This window comes from Ralstonia sp. PBBBR1 (genome assembly GCF_002256165.1).
GTDB lineage: Bacteria > Pseudomonadota > Gammaproteobacteria > Burkholderiales > Burkholderiaceae > Ralstonia > Ralstonia thomasii.
In genome coordinates this window covers 119,231-135,927 of the sequence record NZ_NKIL01000004.1, presented here as the reverse complement: position 1 = coordinate 135,927, position 16,697 = coordinate 119,231, and the positions used below count along the sequence as shown (strand labels likewise).

The following is a 16,697-nucleotide window of genomic DNA, read 5'->3' as shown; positions in this document are numbered from 1 at the left end:
GTCAGGCTTCCACAGAAAGTTCGGGATGGACGGTTCGGAAGTCGACGCCGTTGGCGTATGAACCTTTCCAGCCGTGCGAGCGCCCGGTCGGCTCGCAGAAATTGAAGTAGCGGAACTGCATCGACCAACGCGAGCGGCCGCTGGTGTTTTGGCCCGATGCGTGCAGCACCAGAAAATCAACCAGCACCAGATCACCGGGTTGGGTCAGCGGCTGCACGTGTGGATAGCGCGCGAGATAGGTGGCTTCATCCTTGAGCATGAGCGCGTAAGCGCCTTGCTTGCCGGCGTTGTCCGGGTCTGCGCTCACGACCGGCAGCGGCCCTTCCCGATGCGAACCGGGGCAGAACTCCACGGGCCCGATCTCGGGCGTGATCTCCACGAGCGGGCTCCAGAACACCACGCCGTCCAGGCTGCGCAACTGCGCCGGATATTCCTGATGCCAGTTGGCGCGAAATTTCTCTTCACGCGGGTTGTCGATGCGGATGCCATAACCGGCGCCGGCAATACCGGGCAGCGCGCCGGGGCGCAGCTCGGACACCACCTCCTCATGGCGCGGATCGCCCAGGAGCCGGACAAACGCCGGGATCTGCTTGACTGCGTCATACACCTCGGCGCCATATTTGCGATTGGCTTTGATCAGCGCCTGGTAGCCGTCGTCGAAGCGTTCCGGTGCAAACGGCGCACGCTCGATGTCGAGCCGGTACTTGTCGATGACCAGACCGATAATGTTGTAGATCGCACGTTGGATCGGCACCACCTGGTCCGGCGCATAAAAGTCACGCAGGATCAGCAGGCCGTCGCGCTGGAAGGACTCGATCTGATCGGGGGTCAGGATGCCAGGCACGTCTGCTTCTCCTGATGTTCTTGCACGAGATCGAGCACCACTTGCGACACGGTGTCGATGTCTGCGCTCGACATGTCGTGATATGACGGCAGGTTGATGGCGCGCTCGGCAATTGCGTAGCTGTTGGGCGTGTTGCCTGGTGCGTCACCAAAGAGGCCCATCTGGCTCAGGGGATAGAAGAACACGCGTGCATCGATGCCGCGGCGCGAGAACGCGGCCAGCAATCCATCGCGCGTGATGCCCAGTGCCTCGTCAAACACGACGGTGGGCATCCAGTAGCTGTTGAGCGTGCCAGGTGACTCCGGGTTGAGCGCAAGGGCACCAACGTCACCCAGATGCTTCTGGTATGCCGCGAAGATCTCGCGCTTGCGTGCAACCAGCGCGTCGATGCGCTCAAGCTGCGCGCAGCCGATGGCGGCCTGCACGTTGGAAATGCGGTACTTGAAACCGATGAAATCGGACCAGAACTGCTTGCCGCCCGGCACGCGGCCATGGTTGTTGAGCGTCATCACGCGGTCGTACAGCGCGCGGTCGTTGGTGACAAACATGCCGCCTTCGCCCGTCGTCATGGTCTTGGTGCCATGGAACGAGAACGTGCCGAAGATGCCTTGCGCCCCGGTTGCGTGGCCGTGCCAGCGCGAGCCAACAGCCTCGGCTGCGTCTTCGATGACGGGAATGCCGTGGCGCTTGCCGATGTCCAGCAGGCGGTCCATCTCGCATAGGTTGCCGTAGAGGTGCGTTGCGATGATCGCCTTCGTGCGCGGGGTGATGGCCGCTTCCACGAGCGCCGGGTCCAGGCACCACGTATCCGGCAGGATGTCGACAAACACGGGCGTAGCGCCCACGTAGGTGATGGGCGACGCCGTGGCGATCCAGTTCGTGTCGGCCAGGATCACCTCATCGCCGGCGCCGATGCCGAGCGCGGCCAGCCCCATGTGCATGGCACCGGTGCAGCTCGACGTGGCAATGGCGTACTGCGTGCCGACAAATTCGGCAAACTGCTTTTCGAAGCGGTTGATGTAGGCGTAGCACTGGTCGCCCCAGCCGTTGCGTGCGGCGTCGGTGGCGTATTCGACTTCCAGCTCGGTGATCGACGGCTTGGAGTACAGGATCTTCTGGGTCATGGCTGTTCCTGCAATTCAGGATTCTGGGCACGCAACGTGATGCCCGCAAACGCGTCGGTCAGCGGCGGATGGTTGCGGTCCCGGTCAGAGCATTCGGTGATGGCAAGCGGCCAGCTGATACCACCGTGGCCGAGTCGGCTGTCGGTCGGGTTGAGGCCGTCTTCAGCGGCTTGTGCGTACGGCGTCGAGGTCAGATACAGCAGTTCGCAATCGTCTTCCAGCGCCTGGAAGCCGTGGGCAAACCCGCGCGGCACCAGCAGGCTGTTGTGGCGTTCGGCGGACAACTCCAACGCATGCCATTGCAGGAACGTCGGCGAGCCCGCACGCAGGTCAACGGCCACGTCGAACACACGGCCGCGCACGCAACTCACCAGCTTGATCTCGGCATGCGGCGGGTACTGAAAGTGCAGCCCGCGCACGGTGCCGCGCTTGGCGGAATAGGAGTGATTGATTTGCGCGATGGGGCTGTCAAAGCCGGCGGCGGCAAGTTCGTCTGCGCAGAAGAAGCGCGTGAAGTAGCCGCGATGGTCACCGATGACCTTGCGGCTGATCTCGACCAAGCCGGCTAGGGGTGTCGGTTGGATGGTGAAGCGGTTCATGCGGCGCTCCTGGATGTGGCAGCAGACGCGGCGGCGGTGAAGCGGTCGAGCTGTTGGTCACACAGCGCGCGCGCATCCGCGGTTTTTTCATGCAGATGCCGGTACCACGCGGCGGTCTGTTCCAGCGCGGTCTCGAACCGCCACGCTGTCTGCCAGCCTAGTTGCTGGCGCGCCCGGCTGGCGTCCAGATGCAGCATGCCGGCCTCGTGGCGGCCGGCGGCGGCTTTGGCGTCGAGTTGCCAGATCAGCGCGGGCCAATGGTGTTGCAAGCCTTGCAAGACCTGTTCGACCGTGCGCGTGGCAGCGCTGTCCGGGCCGAAGTTCCAGGCGGTTGCGCACGAGGCGTCACCGGCCAGCAGCCGTTGCGCGAGCACCAGATACCCATGCAGGCAATCCAGAACGTGCTGCCACGGCCGCGTGGCGTGCGGTGAACGGATGACCAGCGGGGTACCGGCACGCATCGCGCGCTCGGCATCGGGAATGAGCCGATCTTCCGACCAGTCTCCGCCGCCGATCACGTTGCCTGCGCGGCCGGTAGCCAGCAGCGGGCCGTTGGCGAAGAAGGCGCGCCGGTAGCTTGCGGCCACCAGTTCGGCGCAGGCCTTGGATGCGCTGTACGGATCATGGCCGCCGAGCGCATCCGTCTCGCGGTAGCCCCACGCCCATTCGCGGTTGTCGTAGCACTTGTCGGTGGTGGCGACCACGATCGCCGACAGGCCGGCGCACGCGCGCGCGGCTTCCAGCACGTTCACGGTGCCCATCACGTTGGTGGCGTAAGTGCCGACCGGGTCCTGGTACGACGCACGCACCAGCGGTTGCGCCGCGAGGTGAAACACCACGTCAGGCCGCGCCGCCGTCATCGCGGCACGCAGGCCATCCGCGTCACGGATATCGCCCAGCGTGTGGCCAGCCATGGCGGATTCCACCTCGGCCAGCGTAAAGAGATTCGGGTTCGTTTGGGGCGCCAGGCTGTAGCCGTACACATCGGCGCCAAGCTGGCGCAGCCACAGCGCCAGCCAGCTTCCCTTGAAGCCCGTGTGCCCGGTCAAGAAGACGCGCTTGCCGGCCCAGGCAGCGAGGTCGAGCGTCACCACTTTTTCCACGGTGCACTCCCCGATTGCCACATGGCTTCGAGACTGTTCTTGTCGCGCAGCGTGTCCATCGGCTGCCAGAAGCCCTGGTGCTCGAACGTGTTCAACTCGCCCATCTCGGCCAGGCGATTCATCGGCTCGCCTTCCCAGTGGGTGTCTTCACCCGCGATGTATTCGATGACGGCCGGGTTCAGCACAAAGAAGCCGCCGTTGATCCAGGTGCCGCCGTCGCCGGGTGGTTTCTCCGTGAAACCGGTCACACGGTTGCCATCGCGCTGGAGCATGCCGTAGCGGCCCGGCGGCTGCACGGCCGTCACCGTTGCCATCTTGCCGTGGGCGCGGTGGAAGGCGATCTTGCGGGTGATATCGACGTCGGACACACCGTCGCCGTAGGTAAAGCAGAAGGGCTCGTTCGGATCGAGATACGCGGCAACACGCTTCAGGCGCCCGCCGGTCATGGACTGCTCGCCGGTATCCACCAGCGTGATGCGCCATGGCTCGGCATGGCGCTCATGCACCGTCACTTCGTTCTTCGACATGTCGAACGTCACGTCCGACATGTGCAGGAAGTAGTTGGCGAAGTATTCCTTGATGACGTAGCCCTTGTAACCGAGGCAGATGATGAAATCGTTGATGCCGTGCGCGGCATAGATCTTCATGATGTGCCACAGGATCGGGCGGCCACCAATTTCGATCATCGGCTTGGGCCGCAGGTGCGATTCCTCACTGATGCGCGTGCCGAGGCCCCCGGCCAGGATGACTGTCTTCATGATTGCGTACTCATGCGGCGACGGCGGCGCTGCGCTCCTGCATCTGCCGCGCAATGTCGGAATATTGGTTCGACTTGATGGCCAGCGTGTCGGCCAGGGCCCGGTAGGTCAGCGCCAGGTACTTTGCGGCGGCAAAGCTGCCGCGCCCGAATACGGCGGCGTCCAGTTTGGGCTGCTCGCCAATTTCCAGGCACTTCAGGAAGGCGTTTTCTGCCATCGGCAGCCATTGCTTTTCGGCTTGTGCAGGGTCTTGCGCGGCGGCTTCGAACATCAGGTGTCCGAGCATGTAGAAGTAGTCTGGCGAGCCGGACCACTCCTCCATCCATTCACCCGCCAGCGTGATGGCCGCGTCGAGTTGCTTCGATTTGGAAAGACACGCCAGCAGGCAGATGCACAGGTCATGCCGATATGGCGCCACCTTGGGTGCCATTGCGAGCGCGCGCTGATAGTGCGCAGCGGCCTCGGCCGGGTCTTTCTGGTTGATCTCGAAGTCTTTGCCGAGCTGGTAAAGCACATACGGGTCATCCGGATGCGCTGCCAGCTCGAGTTGCAATAGCGTGTGGTTGCGCCCACGCTTGCGGTCCAGCTTGGCGTTCATGTAGCCGTCGTGACCAATCACGAGTGGCAGACGCACACGCTGCAGGTTGGCCGCGGTTGCCACCGGCTGCTCGTGGATACGGCCCTTGTAGCGCACGCCGCGAGGCAACAGGCGGGCGATCCAGCTGTTGGAATGCTCTACGTGGCCGGAAATGTCGTATTCACTGCGGATGCACACCACACCCAGCAACGGGCCGAACGTGCAGGCGTTGCGCAGCTCTTCCGTGCCGGCTTCGATCCATTCGTCGGCGTCCAGCACGAGGTTCCAGTCTGCATTGGCGGCGGCCAGCGCGGCATTGCGGGCGGCGGAAAAATCATCCACCCACGTGAAATGGTGCACCTGCGCGCCGCACGCCTTGGCGATCGCCACGGTGTCGTCAGTCGAGCCGGTGTCCAGCACGATCATGCGATCGACGTGCGGCTTGGCGCTCATCAGGCAGCGCTCGATGCAGGCGGCTTCGTCGCGGGCAATGACGACCAGCGCCAGACTGCCCTTGGCCGGCTTGGCGTGATGTTTGGCGTGCTTGGACATGCGGCGAAGAAAAAGAGGCGTAGAAAAAAGTGATTTCAGATCGACATACTCATGATGCTCTGGTATGCCGAGACGAACTTGTTGCGCACCTGCACGGCGGTCTGCATGTCGATGTTGGCTTTTTGCAGCGAGAGCATCACGTCGTGCAGATCCACGTCGTTGTTGCCCATTTCGAAGCTGCGCGAGATGGATTCGGCCTTCTGCTGCGACGCATCGACCCTGTCCAGCGACGACTTGAGCACCGCGCCAAAGTCGACGCTGACCTTGGCGCCGTCGCCCGAGGTCGAGCCGCCCGAGCCAATGCCACCCACCGTGCTGGACGGCGACAGCACGCTGTTCATCAGCGAGACCACTGAATGGGCGTTCGTAATATCCATGTGAAGAAAACTCCTCTTTTACGCTGTCTTGCTTGCGGCGCCGCTGCTTGGCTGCCTGGGCCGGGTTTCCAGGGCGCTTTCCGCCCCGGCCGGTTGGTCGCTATGGCGCCACGGTGATGCAAAGGTAGCCGCCCGCCCGCCGTTCCCAAGCGCCCAAAAGAACGGGAAAAGGCCCTCTTCTTGCCGATTTGCTTGCGCACCCACTGCCGATAATGGCAACCACGGAGCCATGCCCGGACATTGGGTGAGCGCTCAAGCAACGTAGTCAGTCAGGAGATTTTGGATGCCAACGACAGCCGATTCGGTTGCTGTCGCCGACACGCTCGGTACGGTGGAAATGCCGGCGGTGGGCCAGGGCGCGATGACGCGCCAGAAAGCGGGAGGAGCAGGTGCGCTGGGCGCCCTGGGCCCGCTCGGCCGTCTGTCGCCGCGTCTGCTGATGATGATCGGCGGTGCCGCGCTGGTGGCCGTCATTGCCGCCGCGATGCTGTGGAGCCGGGCTCCGGACTACCGTGTCCTGTACAGCAATGTGTCTGACAGCGACGGCGGGGCGATCATCGCTGCGCTGCAGCAGATGAACGTGCCGTACCGCTTCGCCGAAGGCGGCACCGCCATCATGGTGCCCGAGACGAGCGTGCATGAAGCCCGTCTGAAGCTCGCTTCGCAAGGGCTGCCCAAGGGCGGCCAGGCCGGCTTCGAGCTGATGGAGAACCAGAAATTCGGCACCAGCCAGTTTGCCGAGCAAGTCAATTACCAGCGCGCCCTGGAAGGCGAGCTCGCCCGCACCATCCAGGCCATGCAAGAGGTGCAGTCCGCCCGCGTGCATCTGGCAATGACCAAGCCGTCGGTGTTCGTGCGCGAGCAGGCCAAGCCCAGCGCGTCGGTGCTGCTCAAGCTGTATCCGGGCCGCATGCTCGACCGCTCGCAGGTGCAGGCCATTGGCCACCTGGTGTCGAGCAGCGTGCCGAACCTGCCGCTGGCCAATGTGACGGTGGTCGACCAATCCGGCCGCCTGCTGTCGTCGTCGTTCCAGGACAACGCCTCGGGCCTCGACCCGACGCAACTGAGCTACGTGCGCGACGTCGAGCAGGGCTATATCAAGCGCATCGAAGCCATCCTCGGCCCCGTGGTGGGCGAAGACAACGTGCGTGCGCAGGTGACGGCCGACGTCGATCTGGACAACACTGAACAGATGGCCGAGAGCTACCGTCCGAACCAGGACCCGGCCAACGCCGCCGTGCGCAGCACGCACACTGCTGAAGCCACGCAGAACAAGGCCGACGCCCAGGGTGGCGTGCCGGGCGCGCTGTCCAACCAGCCGCCGACCGCGCCGCGCATGCTGCCGACCGCACCGGCTCCGGCCTCGGCGTCGCAACCGGCTGCGACCGGCCCGAATGGCCAACCGCAACAGGCGGCGGCTGCCAACACGAGCGGCACCGCGGCCAACGGCAATTCGTCGAGCACCCGCGACACCACCACCAACTACGAAGTCGACAAGACCGTGCGCCGTACCCGCGCCGCAGTGGGTACCGTGCGCCGCCTGTCGGTGGCCGTGGTGGTCAACTACCGTGGCGACGGCAAGACCTGGAAGCCGCTGTCGGAAGCCGAGATGGTCAAGCTCAACGCGCTGGTCAAGGACGCCGTGGGCTTTGACGCCAAGCGCGGCGACTCCGTGAACGTGGTCAACAGCCAGTTCTCGGGCACGCTGCCGATGTCCAAGGACGACCTGCCGCTGTGGAAGCAGCCGGACATGATCCAGTACGCCATTCAGGCCGCCAAGTACCTGGCGCTGGCAATCGGCTTCCTGATCCTGGTGTTTGCGGTGATCCGTCCGGCGATCCGCTCGATGGGCAAGAAGGACGCGCCGGCCACGCCCACCTTCGTCGGCCGTGAAGGCGAAGATCCGAACGCCCCGATCATCACCGGTGCTGCGGCTTCGGCCGGGCCGGAGCTGGAAGGTCCGGCGGCGGCTGGCTCCGATTCCGAAGAGCTGCCGGACGCGCTGCCGCAACTCAAGAACAACGACTTCGAGAAGAAGCTCGAGACCATGCGCCGCGTGGCGCAGAGCAACCCGCGCGCCGTCGCGGCCGTCATCAAACAATGGGTGAGTAACGAATGAGCGCCGAAGGACTCCAACGCAGCGCCATCCTCATGATGTCGCTGGGCGAAAGCGAAGCCGCCGAAGTGCTCAAGCACCTGGGCCCGCGCGAAGTGCAGAAGCTGGGCGCGACCATGGCCGCGCTGAAGAACGTCTCGCGCGAGCGTGTGCTCGACGCCTTTGATGCCTTCTTTGTCGAAGCCGAAGACCTGCCGCTGGACGTGGATTCGAACGAGTACATCCGCACCGTCTTCCGCAAGGCATTGGGCGACGATCGCGCCGCCAACATCATCGACCGCATCCTATCGGGCGGTGACACAAGCGGCATCGAAGGCCTGAAGTGGATGGATGCATCGTCGGTGGCGGAACTGATCCGCAACGAGCACCCGCAGATCATCGCCACGATCCTGGTGCACCTTGACCGCGACCAGGCTTCGGAAATCCTGACCTATTTCACCGAGCGCCTGCGCAACGACACCATCCTGCGTATCGCCACGCTCGACGGCATTCAGCCCAGCGCCCTGCGCGAGCTGAACGACGTGCTGACCAAGCTGCTGCAAGGCAACGACCACCGCAAGAAGAACGCGATGGGCGGCGTGCTCACGGCAGCGGAAATTCTCAACCTGGTGCCGAGCGCCGTGGAGAGCGCGGTCATCGAAGGCGTGCGTTCGCGCGATCCGGAACTGGCCGACGCCATCGTCGAGAAGATGTTCGTGTTCGACAACCTGATCGATCTGGACGGCCGTGCGCTGCAGACGCTGCTGCGAGAGATCAGTCAGGACGTTCTGGTGGTGGCGCTCAAGGGCGCCAAGCAGGAGTTCCGCGACAAGGTATTCGCCAACATGTCGCAGCGTGCCGGCACGATGCTCAAGGAAGAGCTGGAAGTGCTCGGCCCGGTCAAGGTGTCGGAAGTCGAAGCGCAGCAGAAGGAAATCCTGGTCGTTGCGCGCCGCCTGGCTGACGAGGGCGAGATCACCATCGGCCGCAAAGCGGAGGACGCCTATGTCTGACCGTGCTGGCCGCCTTGTTTTGACGGGGCGCTGAGATGCCGCGTCCGCCGATCATCCCGCGCGACACGCTGCTCGAATACCAGGCGTGGGAGCCGACCGACTTCCGGCGGCAGGCCGCAGAGGCTGCTGCTGCAGCCGCGCCGCCGCCTCCGCCGCCTCCGCCGGCTGAGCCCGAAGAGCCGCCGATTTCCGAAGAGGAATGGCAGGCCGCGCTGGACGCCGAGCTTGCCACCGCCCGTGACGAAGGTCGCCGCGATGGTTTTGCGCAAGGTTTTCAGGATGGCTTTGAACAAGGCCGCCGCCAGGGCGAGGAAGATTCCAAGCACATCGCCACGCTCATGCAGTCCGTGCGCGAGGCGATCGATCAGTTGAACGGCAGCGTTGCCGAAGAGCTGGTTGATCTGGCGCTGCAACTGACGCAGCAGTTTCTGCACGGTGCGCTGCATGCGCAGCCCGAGCGTATCCTGCCGCTGATTCGCGAAGTGCTGGGCGACGCGCCCACCGCACCGGCACCTGCCATGCTGCGCGTCCATGCCGATGACGCAGAGCTGATTCGCCAGACGCTGGGCACGGAGCTGGCCGCTGCCGGTTGGACGCTCATCGTCGATGCCGCCATCGAGCGCGGCGGCTGCCGCGTGCAGACCCGCTTTGGCGAAACCGATGCCACGCTGCAAACCCGCTGGGCCGAACTGACCCGTGCGTTGGGCCGCGATACCGCATGGCTTGCCAGCGAGCGCGTGGAAGCCGAACGCGTGGCAGGAGGCGCACTCCATGTCGCCTGAGACCGTGCGGCTCGCCGCGGGGGTTGGCCACAACGCTGCCGCCAACAACCCCAACGTGCGCATGTGGCAAACCCACCTGCAGCAGACCGCGCAGCGTGCGCGTCTGGCGCGCCCGGTGGTGACGTGCGGCAAGCTCACGCGTGTGGCCGGCCTGGTCATGGAAGCCGTTGGTCTGAAGCTGCCGGTGGGCAGCGCCTGCCGCGTGGAACTGCCGCATGGGCGCCACGTGCTGGCCGAAGTGGTCGGCTTTGCCGAAGAGCGCGCCTTCCTGATGCCGCAAACGGATCTGGTGGGCGTGGTGCCCGGTGCGCGCGTGTTCCCGCTGGAGCCGCCACGCCTGCCGGTGTCGAGCGAAGACGGCGCCGACCCGACGATTTCGCACAGCAAATTCTTGCCCGTGGGTCCGCGCCTGCTGGGCCGCGTGGTCGATGCCAACGGCGAGCCGCTCGACGGCAAGGGGCCGCTGGGCGCGCACGAAGACCTCGCCTGGGGCACGTTGAACCCGGCACCGCTGAACCCGCTCAAGCGCAAGCCGATCGAGCATGTGCTCGACGTGGGCGTGCGCGCCATCAATGGTCTGCTGACCGTTGGCCAGGGCCAGCGTCTGGGCCTGTTCGCCGGCTCCGGCGTGGGCAAGAGCGTGTTGCTGGGCATGATGGCCCGCTACACGCAAGCCGACGTGGTGGTGGTGGGCCTGATCGGCGAGCGCGGCCGCGAAGTGAAGGAATTCATCGACGAGATTCTTGGCGACGAAGGCCTGGCGCGCTCGGCCGTGGTGGCCGCGCCGGCTGATACCTCGCCGCTGATGCGCCTGCAGGGCGCTGCTTACGCCCACACGATTGCCGAATACTTCCGCGATCGCGGTTGCAACGTGCTGCTGATCGTCGATTCGCTCACGCGTTATGCGATGGCGCAGCGCGAGATCGCCCTGGCCATCGGCGAGCCGCCGGCCACCAAGGGCTATCCGCCCTCGGCGTTTGCCAAGCTGCCGGCGCTGGTTGAGCGTGCCGGCAACGGCATGGTCGATGCCAACGGCCGCGGCGGCTCCATCACCGCGTTCTACACCGTGCTGGCTGAAGGCGACGACCAGCAGGACCCGATTGCCGATGCGGCCCGCGCCATTCTGGACGGCCACTTCGTGCTCTCGCGCAAGCTGGCGGAGCAGGGCCACTACCCGGCCATCGATATCGAACAGTCGATCAGCCGCGTGATGTCGGCCATCGTGCCGCGCGAGCAGCTCGACACCGCCCGCCGCTTCAAGCAGCTCTACGCCCGATACCAGCGCAACCGCGACCTGATTGCCGTGGGCGCCTACGCGCGTGGCAGCGACCCGGTGACCGACCAGGCCATCGCGCGCTACCCCGACATGGAAGCGTTCCTGCAGCAGGGCATGTTCGAAAACGAAAGCCGCGAACACACGCTGGAGAAGATGCACGGAGTGCTGGCGTGATGTGCCCGCTTGACACTGTGAAGCCGCAAGCGTTGCGCAAGCCGGAGGCTAAAGCCGCCGGGTTTGCGTCCGATGGGTTGATGTAACGGGAAGCTGGAGGGTCTACCGATGACCACCATGAACAAGCCGTTCCGCCTCGAAACGGTGCTGGAACTGGCTCAGAAGGACACAGAAAAAGCCACGCAGGAAGTCGGCCGCCTGATGAACACGCGCGAGGCCGCCACGCAAAAGCTCGCACTGCTGTCCGACTACCGCAACAACTACCACCAGCAAATGCTGAGCACGGCCGAAGGCGGCATGGATGTCACGCGCCTGCGCAACTACGCGGCCTTTATCGACCGACTGGGCAATGCCGTGCACCAGCAGAAGGGCACCATCAACGCGTTGGAGCAGCAGCTCGCGATGAGCCGTGCCAACTGGCTGGAAAAACAGCGTCGCGAGCAGTCGTTCGACATCCTGCGCCAGCGCCACATTGAAGAGCAGCGCCTGGACGAAGAACGCCGAGCCCAGCGCGACAACGACGAACACGCCGCCAAGGTGATCCGCATGCGTGCGGCCCAGGGCGGCAATTGAAGACCAACGCGAACACGCAGTCGCAAGATGGAGTCAACGTGGGCTTGAGTGCCACCCCCAACCCCGCTGCCAACGATCTGGGCGCCATGCTGTCGGCCGGCAATGCTGCCGCAGCCGACAAGGCGCAGGCCCCGTCGTCAGGTACCGATACCTTCGGCAACCTGTTGTCGGACCGCATGGCCCAGGACGCTGCACGCCGTCGCGCCGACGCACAATCCGCCGCCGACGATGCCAGCCGCCGCGCCGATATCGCCCGCAAGGACGTCGCACGCACCGACGCCGCGCGCAACGACCAAGACGCCCAACCGGCAGACGGCAACACTCGGGAGCAGGCCGTCACAACGCCTGCTGGCAGCACCGCCGATACGGCCAGCGCTAAGCCGGCCCAGCCTGCCAGCGCCAAGGATCTCGATACCGCCGCGAAACAGGCCGCGGTCGATCCGGCTGCACAACTGGCCGCCCAGATCGAGGCTGCACGCCAGGCCGCGCAGCAGGCCGCAGCCGCGCAACTGCCGGTTGCCTTGCACGCCGCCCGATCGAATACCAACACCGATACCGATGCGACGTCGTCGGCTGCGGGCAGACCGTCCGCCAATGACCCCGCCGCACTGGCCGCCGCAAGTGCAGCTGCCAACGGGGCGCAGGGTGCCGCTGACCCGGCCACGACGGCACACGCAGGCCTGGCCGGACTGCCTGCTGCGAAGGACACGAAGGCAAACGCCGCAAACACGCCGACGTCGCCCGCCACCGCGTTGCCCGACAGCGGCACGCTGGCGCAGGCCATGGCTCGCACACGCGCCGTTGCTGACAACACGCCGGCTGCCGTGCGCCAGCTCGGCAGCGCGTCGTCCGGGCAGGGTGCCAATGCCGATCGCGGCCTGCCGCGCCGCGATCTGAGCGCACACAACGCCCCCGTGCAACCGGCCGCCGCCGCCGTAACCGATGCCACCAGCCACGCCAGCAATGGTGGCAACACCGGCAACACCGATAACGCTGGCACGCAATCCAACGCGCAGGGCAACGGCATGCAGTTCCAGGGCGTGCTGTCGCGCGCCACTGGCGACGCGGGCATGGCCGCGCCTACCTTTGCGGTGGGCGGTGCCAACGCAGGCGCAGCGGCTGGGGCATCGATCACGCCGCAACAAGTCCACACGCTGCCCACCTTTGGCGATGCCGCGTGGCCGCAGAGCATGGCCAGCCAGCTCGCCTTCATGCAAGTGCATCGCCAATCGTCGGCCGAACTGCAGTTGAACCCGGCCGAACTGGGCGGCATGCACGTCAAGCTGGAAGTGGACAACGGCGCCGTCAACGCGAGCTTTGTCTGCCAGCACCAGGCCGTGGCCGAACTCGTGCAGGACGCCATGCCGCGCCTGCGCGACTCCATGCAGCAAGGCGGGATGCAGCTTGGGCAAACGTCGGTCAGCACGGGCGACTTCAGCCAGCAGCAGAACGCATCGCAGGGCTCGTCGGCGCAAAACCAGGGTAGCAGTTCGGGCAACGGGGGGAGTGGTAGCCGTTATGGCAGCAGCGGCTCGCAAGACCGACCTGATACGGTGACGGCGGCACCGCGCCGTGTTTCCAGCCACGAAGGTGCGATCGATACATTTGCCTGACGATTGGGGCGGCGCCTAAAGTTCGACGCGACGCTGCCGTTAGTACGCAGGAGTACCACGCAAAAATGGCCAGCCGCAAGGCCACAAAAGAAGGACGGGAAATCACAACGCGAGCTCGCCGCGCATACGTTTGATGCGGCAGCGTTGCAAATGAATAACAAGGGGGTCAAGTCCGACTGGCGAAGAAGGGATCAAACGGGGATCATTTCGCCACATCCGTCCTTGGGCGGATGCACACGGACCGATGCGGGGTGTCCGAGCCGGGGGGCTGGCGCACCGCATGTTTGCCGTACTTACGGGAGAGCGCACCGCGAGGTGCGCTTTTTGTTTTTGTGCGCCAGCTTCGTGGTTGCGGCGCACCTGCGTGCGGAATCTCAGGCGCCCGCTTCCGCCGTTGCGAGTGTGGCGGGCGTGACCGATATCACGTGCTCCACGCCATAGCCGCGCTCCACCCATGCGTCGATACCGCCATGCAACGGACGCACGCGCTTGAAGCCGCGTCCCATCAGCGTGCGCGCCAGCATGACGGCAGACGCCTCGTTGGGACAGGCGCAGTAGATGATGATCTCTCGGTCGGGGCCGTCGATCTCGATCGCGCGTTTGCTGCTGGACATGTCATACAGCATGGCTCCCGGAATGCGTTGCGGCTGCAGCATGCGCGAGCTGTCGGCGCGCACATCGATGATGACGGGTGCCGCGCCCGATTCGATCAGCGCGTGCAGCTCATCGGGCGAGATGCGCGCCATCTCCAGCATCTTGCGAAAGCGCCAGCGCTGCAGCCAGCGCGCCGCCACATACACCGCCGCCAGCAACGCGACCAGCAGCACGGCACGCGTGCCCAGCATGTCGAGCCGGCGCAGCGCCTGGTCGATGCTGTCATGCGCCACGCGGCCCAGCAGCAGCCAAAGCGTGGCCCACACCGCCGAGCCCACCAGGTTGTACAGCGCAAACGTGCTGAACGGCGTGCGCATGGTGCCCAGCAACGCCGACGACACGGTCGACAAGCCCGGAATGAACTTCGCGATCAGCAGCATCGGCGCGCCCCAGCGCTCGAACTGCGTGCGCGTGCGCCGCACGCAGGAATCGGGCGACAACGACACGCGGCACAGCAGTGCCATGACGTGCCTGCCGTAGCGCTTGCCTGCGAAGTACCACAGGCCGTCGCCCAGCAGCGCGCCGGACACCGCAGCGGGCGCAAGCTCCATGAAGTAGAGCGGCCCCTGGAATGTGAGCGCGCCGGCCACCAGCAGCGTCGGCACGGCCGGCAGCGGTGCACCAGCTTGCGTCAGCAGCACATTGAGGAACACGGCAAACGCGCCGTATTCGGCGATCAGGGGAAACAGGTCATGCATGGCAGGAAGGGCGCGGCGGGGGCAAATGCGTCTGCCAAATTACCGCATTCCGGCGCCGCCCGATAGCCATGTCACCGGAATGCACTCGGCGATACGCGGTTCGTGTTGAATTGGCGTGACAATGAACGCTTCACATCGCTTCCCATTCCCACAGCCATGTCTTCCGCAATGCCCATCGACGCTTCCGCTCCCGTGCATGAAACCGGCGCCGTTACCATTCGTGCGGTGACCGAGGCGGATCTGCCGACCATCGTCGGCATCTATGCACATCATGTGCGTACCGGCACCGCCAGCTTTGAGATCGATGCCCCCGATCTGGCCGAGATGACGCGCCGCTTTCACGCATTGCAGGATGCCGGCATGCCCTACGTGGTGGCCGAAGCAGGCGGTGCGCTGCTCGGTTATGCGTATGCCGGCCCGCATCGTGCGCGGCCTGCGTATCGCCATACGGTGGAAGACTCCATTTATCTTGACAGCGCCGCGCAGGGGCGGGGCGTTGGGACGTTGCTGCTGGAGGCGCTCATCCGCGAATGCCAGGCGCGCGATTTCAAGCAGATGGTGGCGGTAGTAGGGGGCGGTCGCGAGAACCCGGGGTCAGCCAAGCTGCACGCCCGTTGTGGGTTTCGCGAGGTGGGCGTGCTGGAGGCGGTGGGCTACAAGTTTGGGCGCTGGCTGGATTGTCTGCTGATGCAGCGGGCCCTGTGAGGCAGCGGCACTGGTCAAGGTTCAGTGAAGAACGGTAGACACTTTCCTGAGTGGCTCAAACTTCTAAGCTCAATTCACAGCGCTTTGATTACTACGCTCAATCGATGATGTCGGCGCAGGCGTCGGTGGGCGCGGCCGCCACATGCCCCACCAGCGGCACCATCTTCAGGCCCGCCGATGCCACGCGGCACGGCGCGGCCACCACGCCGCACCCGGAAAGGAGTGCAGCAACGAGCAGGGACACAGCGAGGAGAAGGCGTTTCATCGTGGGAGCGTTTGAAAGCGAATGCCGGGCAGTGTGACACAGAGTCATTCGCCAACCTGTGCGCGTGTGTATCGGGAAACGACAATCTGTGCGCGTCGCACAACCATGATGCGATGCGTCAGAACCCAACACTAAAACCCGTTCGAAAGCCGTACAACGCTGACTTTGGGTGAAAAAGTCACATTCTGCGTTTGCGCAAATTAACCCGCAAGCCTTTGTTGCAGGCCGCAAAACCACTGGTGATGCGGGTTTTCCCGTAATTTCACATATCGCAACAATAAATTGTCTGTCGCGACATTTATTGTCTGAACAGGCTCGCCTACGATGACTCCATCGAATGCGGCGCCGCAGCGAAAAAGAAGATCCTGGAAATGTCCGGATCACCTGCCCGACGCGCTGCGCCCATCTGGAGAAGACATCATGAAAGCCCAACGTACCCTGATTGCTGCCCTGATCGCCTTGGCAAGTGTGCCGGCCCTGGCCGCAGCCAAGTTTGACGTGTACACGCAAGGTGCTGCGCAAGTCAGCCAACGCTTCGATGTGTACTCGGAGTGCGCCAAGGCTGGCGACAGGTTCGATCCGTACACGCAAGGCGCCAAGGCTGGCAGCAAGTTTGATCCGTACACCGAAGGCGCTCTTGCCCGTGCCGGCAAGTTCGATACCTATACCGAAGGTGCCAAGGCTGGCGGCAAGTTTGACCCGTACACGGAAGGCGCCCTGGCACGTGCCGGCAAGTTCGACACCTATACCGAAGGCGCCAAGGCTGGCAGCAAGTTCGATCCGTACACCGAAGGCGCCGTCGCCTGAGCCTGGTTCCTGCCCCAAAAACGCCCGCACATTGCGGGCGTTTTTGTTTGCGTCACCGGGCAAGCGCGATGATTGCGAACCGAGTCGCCGTTGCCGCGTCTCACTCTC

17 protein-coding genes are annotated in these 16,697 nt (G+C 64.8%); 8 read left to right on the top strand and 9 right to left on the bottom strand.

Annotated features, from left to right (window positions below):
• Position 1: 1 nt before the first annotated feature.
• Genes CFE42_RS06760 through fliE form a run of 7 tightly spaced genes read right to left on the bottom strand, consistent with a single transcriptional unit; the run spans position 2 to position 5,934 of the window.
• The gene (locus CFE42_RS06760) at positions 2-844 is read right to left on the bottom strand and encodes a phytanoyl-CoA dioxygenase family protein (protein WP_004631456.1); all 843 of its coding nucleotides are present in this window, start codon (positions 842-844) and stop codon (positions 2-4) included.
• The gene (locus CFE42_RS06755; RefSeq protein ID WP_004631457.1) at positions 829-1,968 is read right to left on the bottom strand and encodes a DegT/DnrJ/EryC1/StrS family aminotransferase; all 1,140 of its coding nucleotides are present in this window, start codon (positions 1,966-1,968) and stop codon (positions 829-831) included. Before CFE42_RS06755 ends, CFE42_RS06760 begins: the two co-directional genes overlap by 16 nt.
• Entirely contained in the window at positions 1,965-2,567 is a 603-nt protein-coding gene (locus CFE42_RS06750) for a dTDP-4-dehydrorhamnose 3,5-epimerase family protein (protein WP_004631458.1), read from the bottom strand. The genes CFE42_RS06755 and CFE42_RS06750 overlap by 4 nt, the downstream gene beginning before the upstream one ends.
• Positions 2,564-3,670 (bottom strand): CDP-glucose 4,6-dehydratase, encoded by a 1,107-nt coding sequence (rfbG, locus tag CFE42_RS06745; protein WP_004631459.1) that lies wholly within the window; start codon positions 3,668-3,670, stop codon positions 2,564-2,566. Before rfbG ends, CFE42_RS06750 begins: the two co-directional genes overlap by 4 nt.
• Complete coding sequence (rfbF, locus tag CFE42_RS06740; RefSeq protein ID WP_004631460.1) at positions 3,655-4,428, bottom strand: glucose-1-phosphate cytidylyltransferase; 774 nt, start codon at positions 4,426-4,428, stop codon at positions 3,655-3,657. Before rfbF ends, rfbG begins: the two co-directional genes overlap by 16 nt.
• A gap of 10 nt (positions 4,429-4,438) precedes the next feature.
• Positions 4,439-5,557 carry a glycosyltransferase family 2 protein gene (locus CFE42_RS06735; RefSeq protein WP_004631461.1) on the bottom strand — a complete coding sequence of 373 codons (1,119 nt, stop codon included), beginning with the start codon at positions 5,555-5,557 and terminating at the stop codon, positions 4,439-4,441.
• A gap of 35 nt (positions 5,558-5,592) precedes the next feature.
• Positions 5,593-5,934 (bottom strand): flagellar hook-basal body complex protein FliE, encoded by a 342-nt coding sequence (gene fliE / locus CFE42_RS06730; RefSeq protein ID WP_004631462.1) that lies wholly within the window; start codon positions 5,932-5,934, stop codon positions 5,593-5,595.
• 283 nt (positions 5,935-6,217) lie between these two features.
• Here fliE and fliF point away from each other — a divergent pair, with 283 nt between their 5' ends.
• From fliF to CFE42_RS06700, 6 genes are all read left to right on the top strand, one after another.
• Positions 6,218-8,053 (top strand): flagellar basal-body MS-ring/collar protein FliF, encoded by a 1,836-nt coding sequence (gene fliF, locus CFE42_RS06725; protein ID WP_004631463.1) that lies wholly within the window; start codon positions 6,218-6,220, stop codon positions 8,051-8,053.
• Positions 8,050-9,042, top strand: coding sequence for a flagellar motor switch protein FliG (fliG, locus tag CFE42_RS06720; RefSeq protein WP_004631464.1), 993 nt, complete (start codon positions 8,050-8,052; stop codon positions 9,040-9,042). Before fliF ends, fliG begins: the two co-directional genes overlap by 4 nt.
• A gap of 35 nt (positions 9,043-9,077) precedes the next feature.
• On the top strand, positions 9,078-9,824 hold the full coding sequence (gene fliH, locus CFE42_RS06715) for a flagellar assembly protein FliH (protein ID WP_004631465.1): 747 nt from the start codon (positions 9,078-9,080) through the stop codon (positions 9,822-9,824).
• Positions 9,814-11,274 carry a flagellar protein export ATPase FliI gene (gene fliI / locus CFE42_RS06710; RefSeq protein ID WP_004631466.1) on the top strand — a complete coding sequence of 487 codons (1,461 nt, stop codon included), beginning with the start codon at positions 9,814-9,816 and terminating at the stop codon, positions 11,272-11,274. Before fliH ends, fliI begins: the two co-directional genes overlap by 11 nt.
• A gap of 108 nt (positions 11,275-11,382) precedes the next feature.
• Positions 11,383-11,847 carry a flagellar export protein FliJ gene (gene fliJ, locus CFE42_RS06705; RefSeq protein WP_004631467.1) on the top strand — a complete coding sequence of 155 codons (465 nt, stop codon included), beginning with the start codon at positions 11,383-11,385 and terminating at the stop codon, positions 11,845-11,847.
• 38 nt (positions 11,848-11,885) lie between these two features.
• Positions 11,886-13,460: a flagellar hook-length control protein FliK gene (locus CFE42_RS06700; protein WP_004631468.1), complete on the top strand. Its 1,575-nt coding sequence runs from the start codon at positions 11,886-11,888 to the stop codon at positions 13,458-13,460.
• A 374-nt stretch (positions 13,461-13,834) separates the two neighbouring features.
• Here CFE42_RS06700 and CFE42_RS06695 read toward each other — a convergent pair whose 3' ends face one another.
• Positions 13,835-14,812 carry a DedA family protein/thiosulfate sulfurtransferase GlpE gene (locus CFE42_RS06695; protein WP_004631469.1) on the bottom strand — a complete coding sequence of 326 codons (978 nt, stop codon included), beginning with the start codon at positions 14,810-14,812 and terminating at the stop codon, positions 13,835-13,837.
• 156 nt (positions 14,813-14,968) lie between these two features.
• Between CFE42_RS06695 and CFE42_RS06690 the strand changes: the two genes are divergently transcribed.
• Positions 14,969-15,517, top strand: a complete 549-nt coding sequence (locus tag CFE42_RS06690) for a GNAT family N-acetyltransferase (RefSeq protein WP_200868565.1) — start codon at positions 14,969-14,971, stop codon at positions 15,515-15,517.
• Between the two features lie 97 nt (positions 15,518-15,614).
• On the opposite strand, the gene CFE42_RS06685 is transcribed toward CFE42_RS06690, so the two are convergent.
• A complete protein-coding gene (locus tag CFE42_RS06685; protein WP_009277085.1) occupies positions 15,615-15,782 on the bottom strand; it encodes a DUF6726 family protein in 168 nt (55 codons plus the stop codon).
• Between the two features lie 420 nt (positions 15,783-16,202).
• Between CFE42_RS06685 and CFE42_RS06680 the strand changes: the two genes are divergently transcribed.
• Complete coding sequence (locus CFE42_RS06680) at positions 16,203-16,589, top strand: hypothetical protein (RefSeq protein ID WP_004631472.1); 387 nt, start codon at positions 16,203-16,205, stop codon at positions 16,587-16,589.
• Positions 16,590-16,697 lie beyond the last annotated feature (108 nt).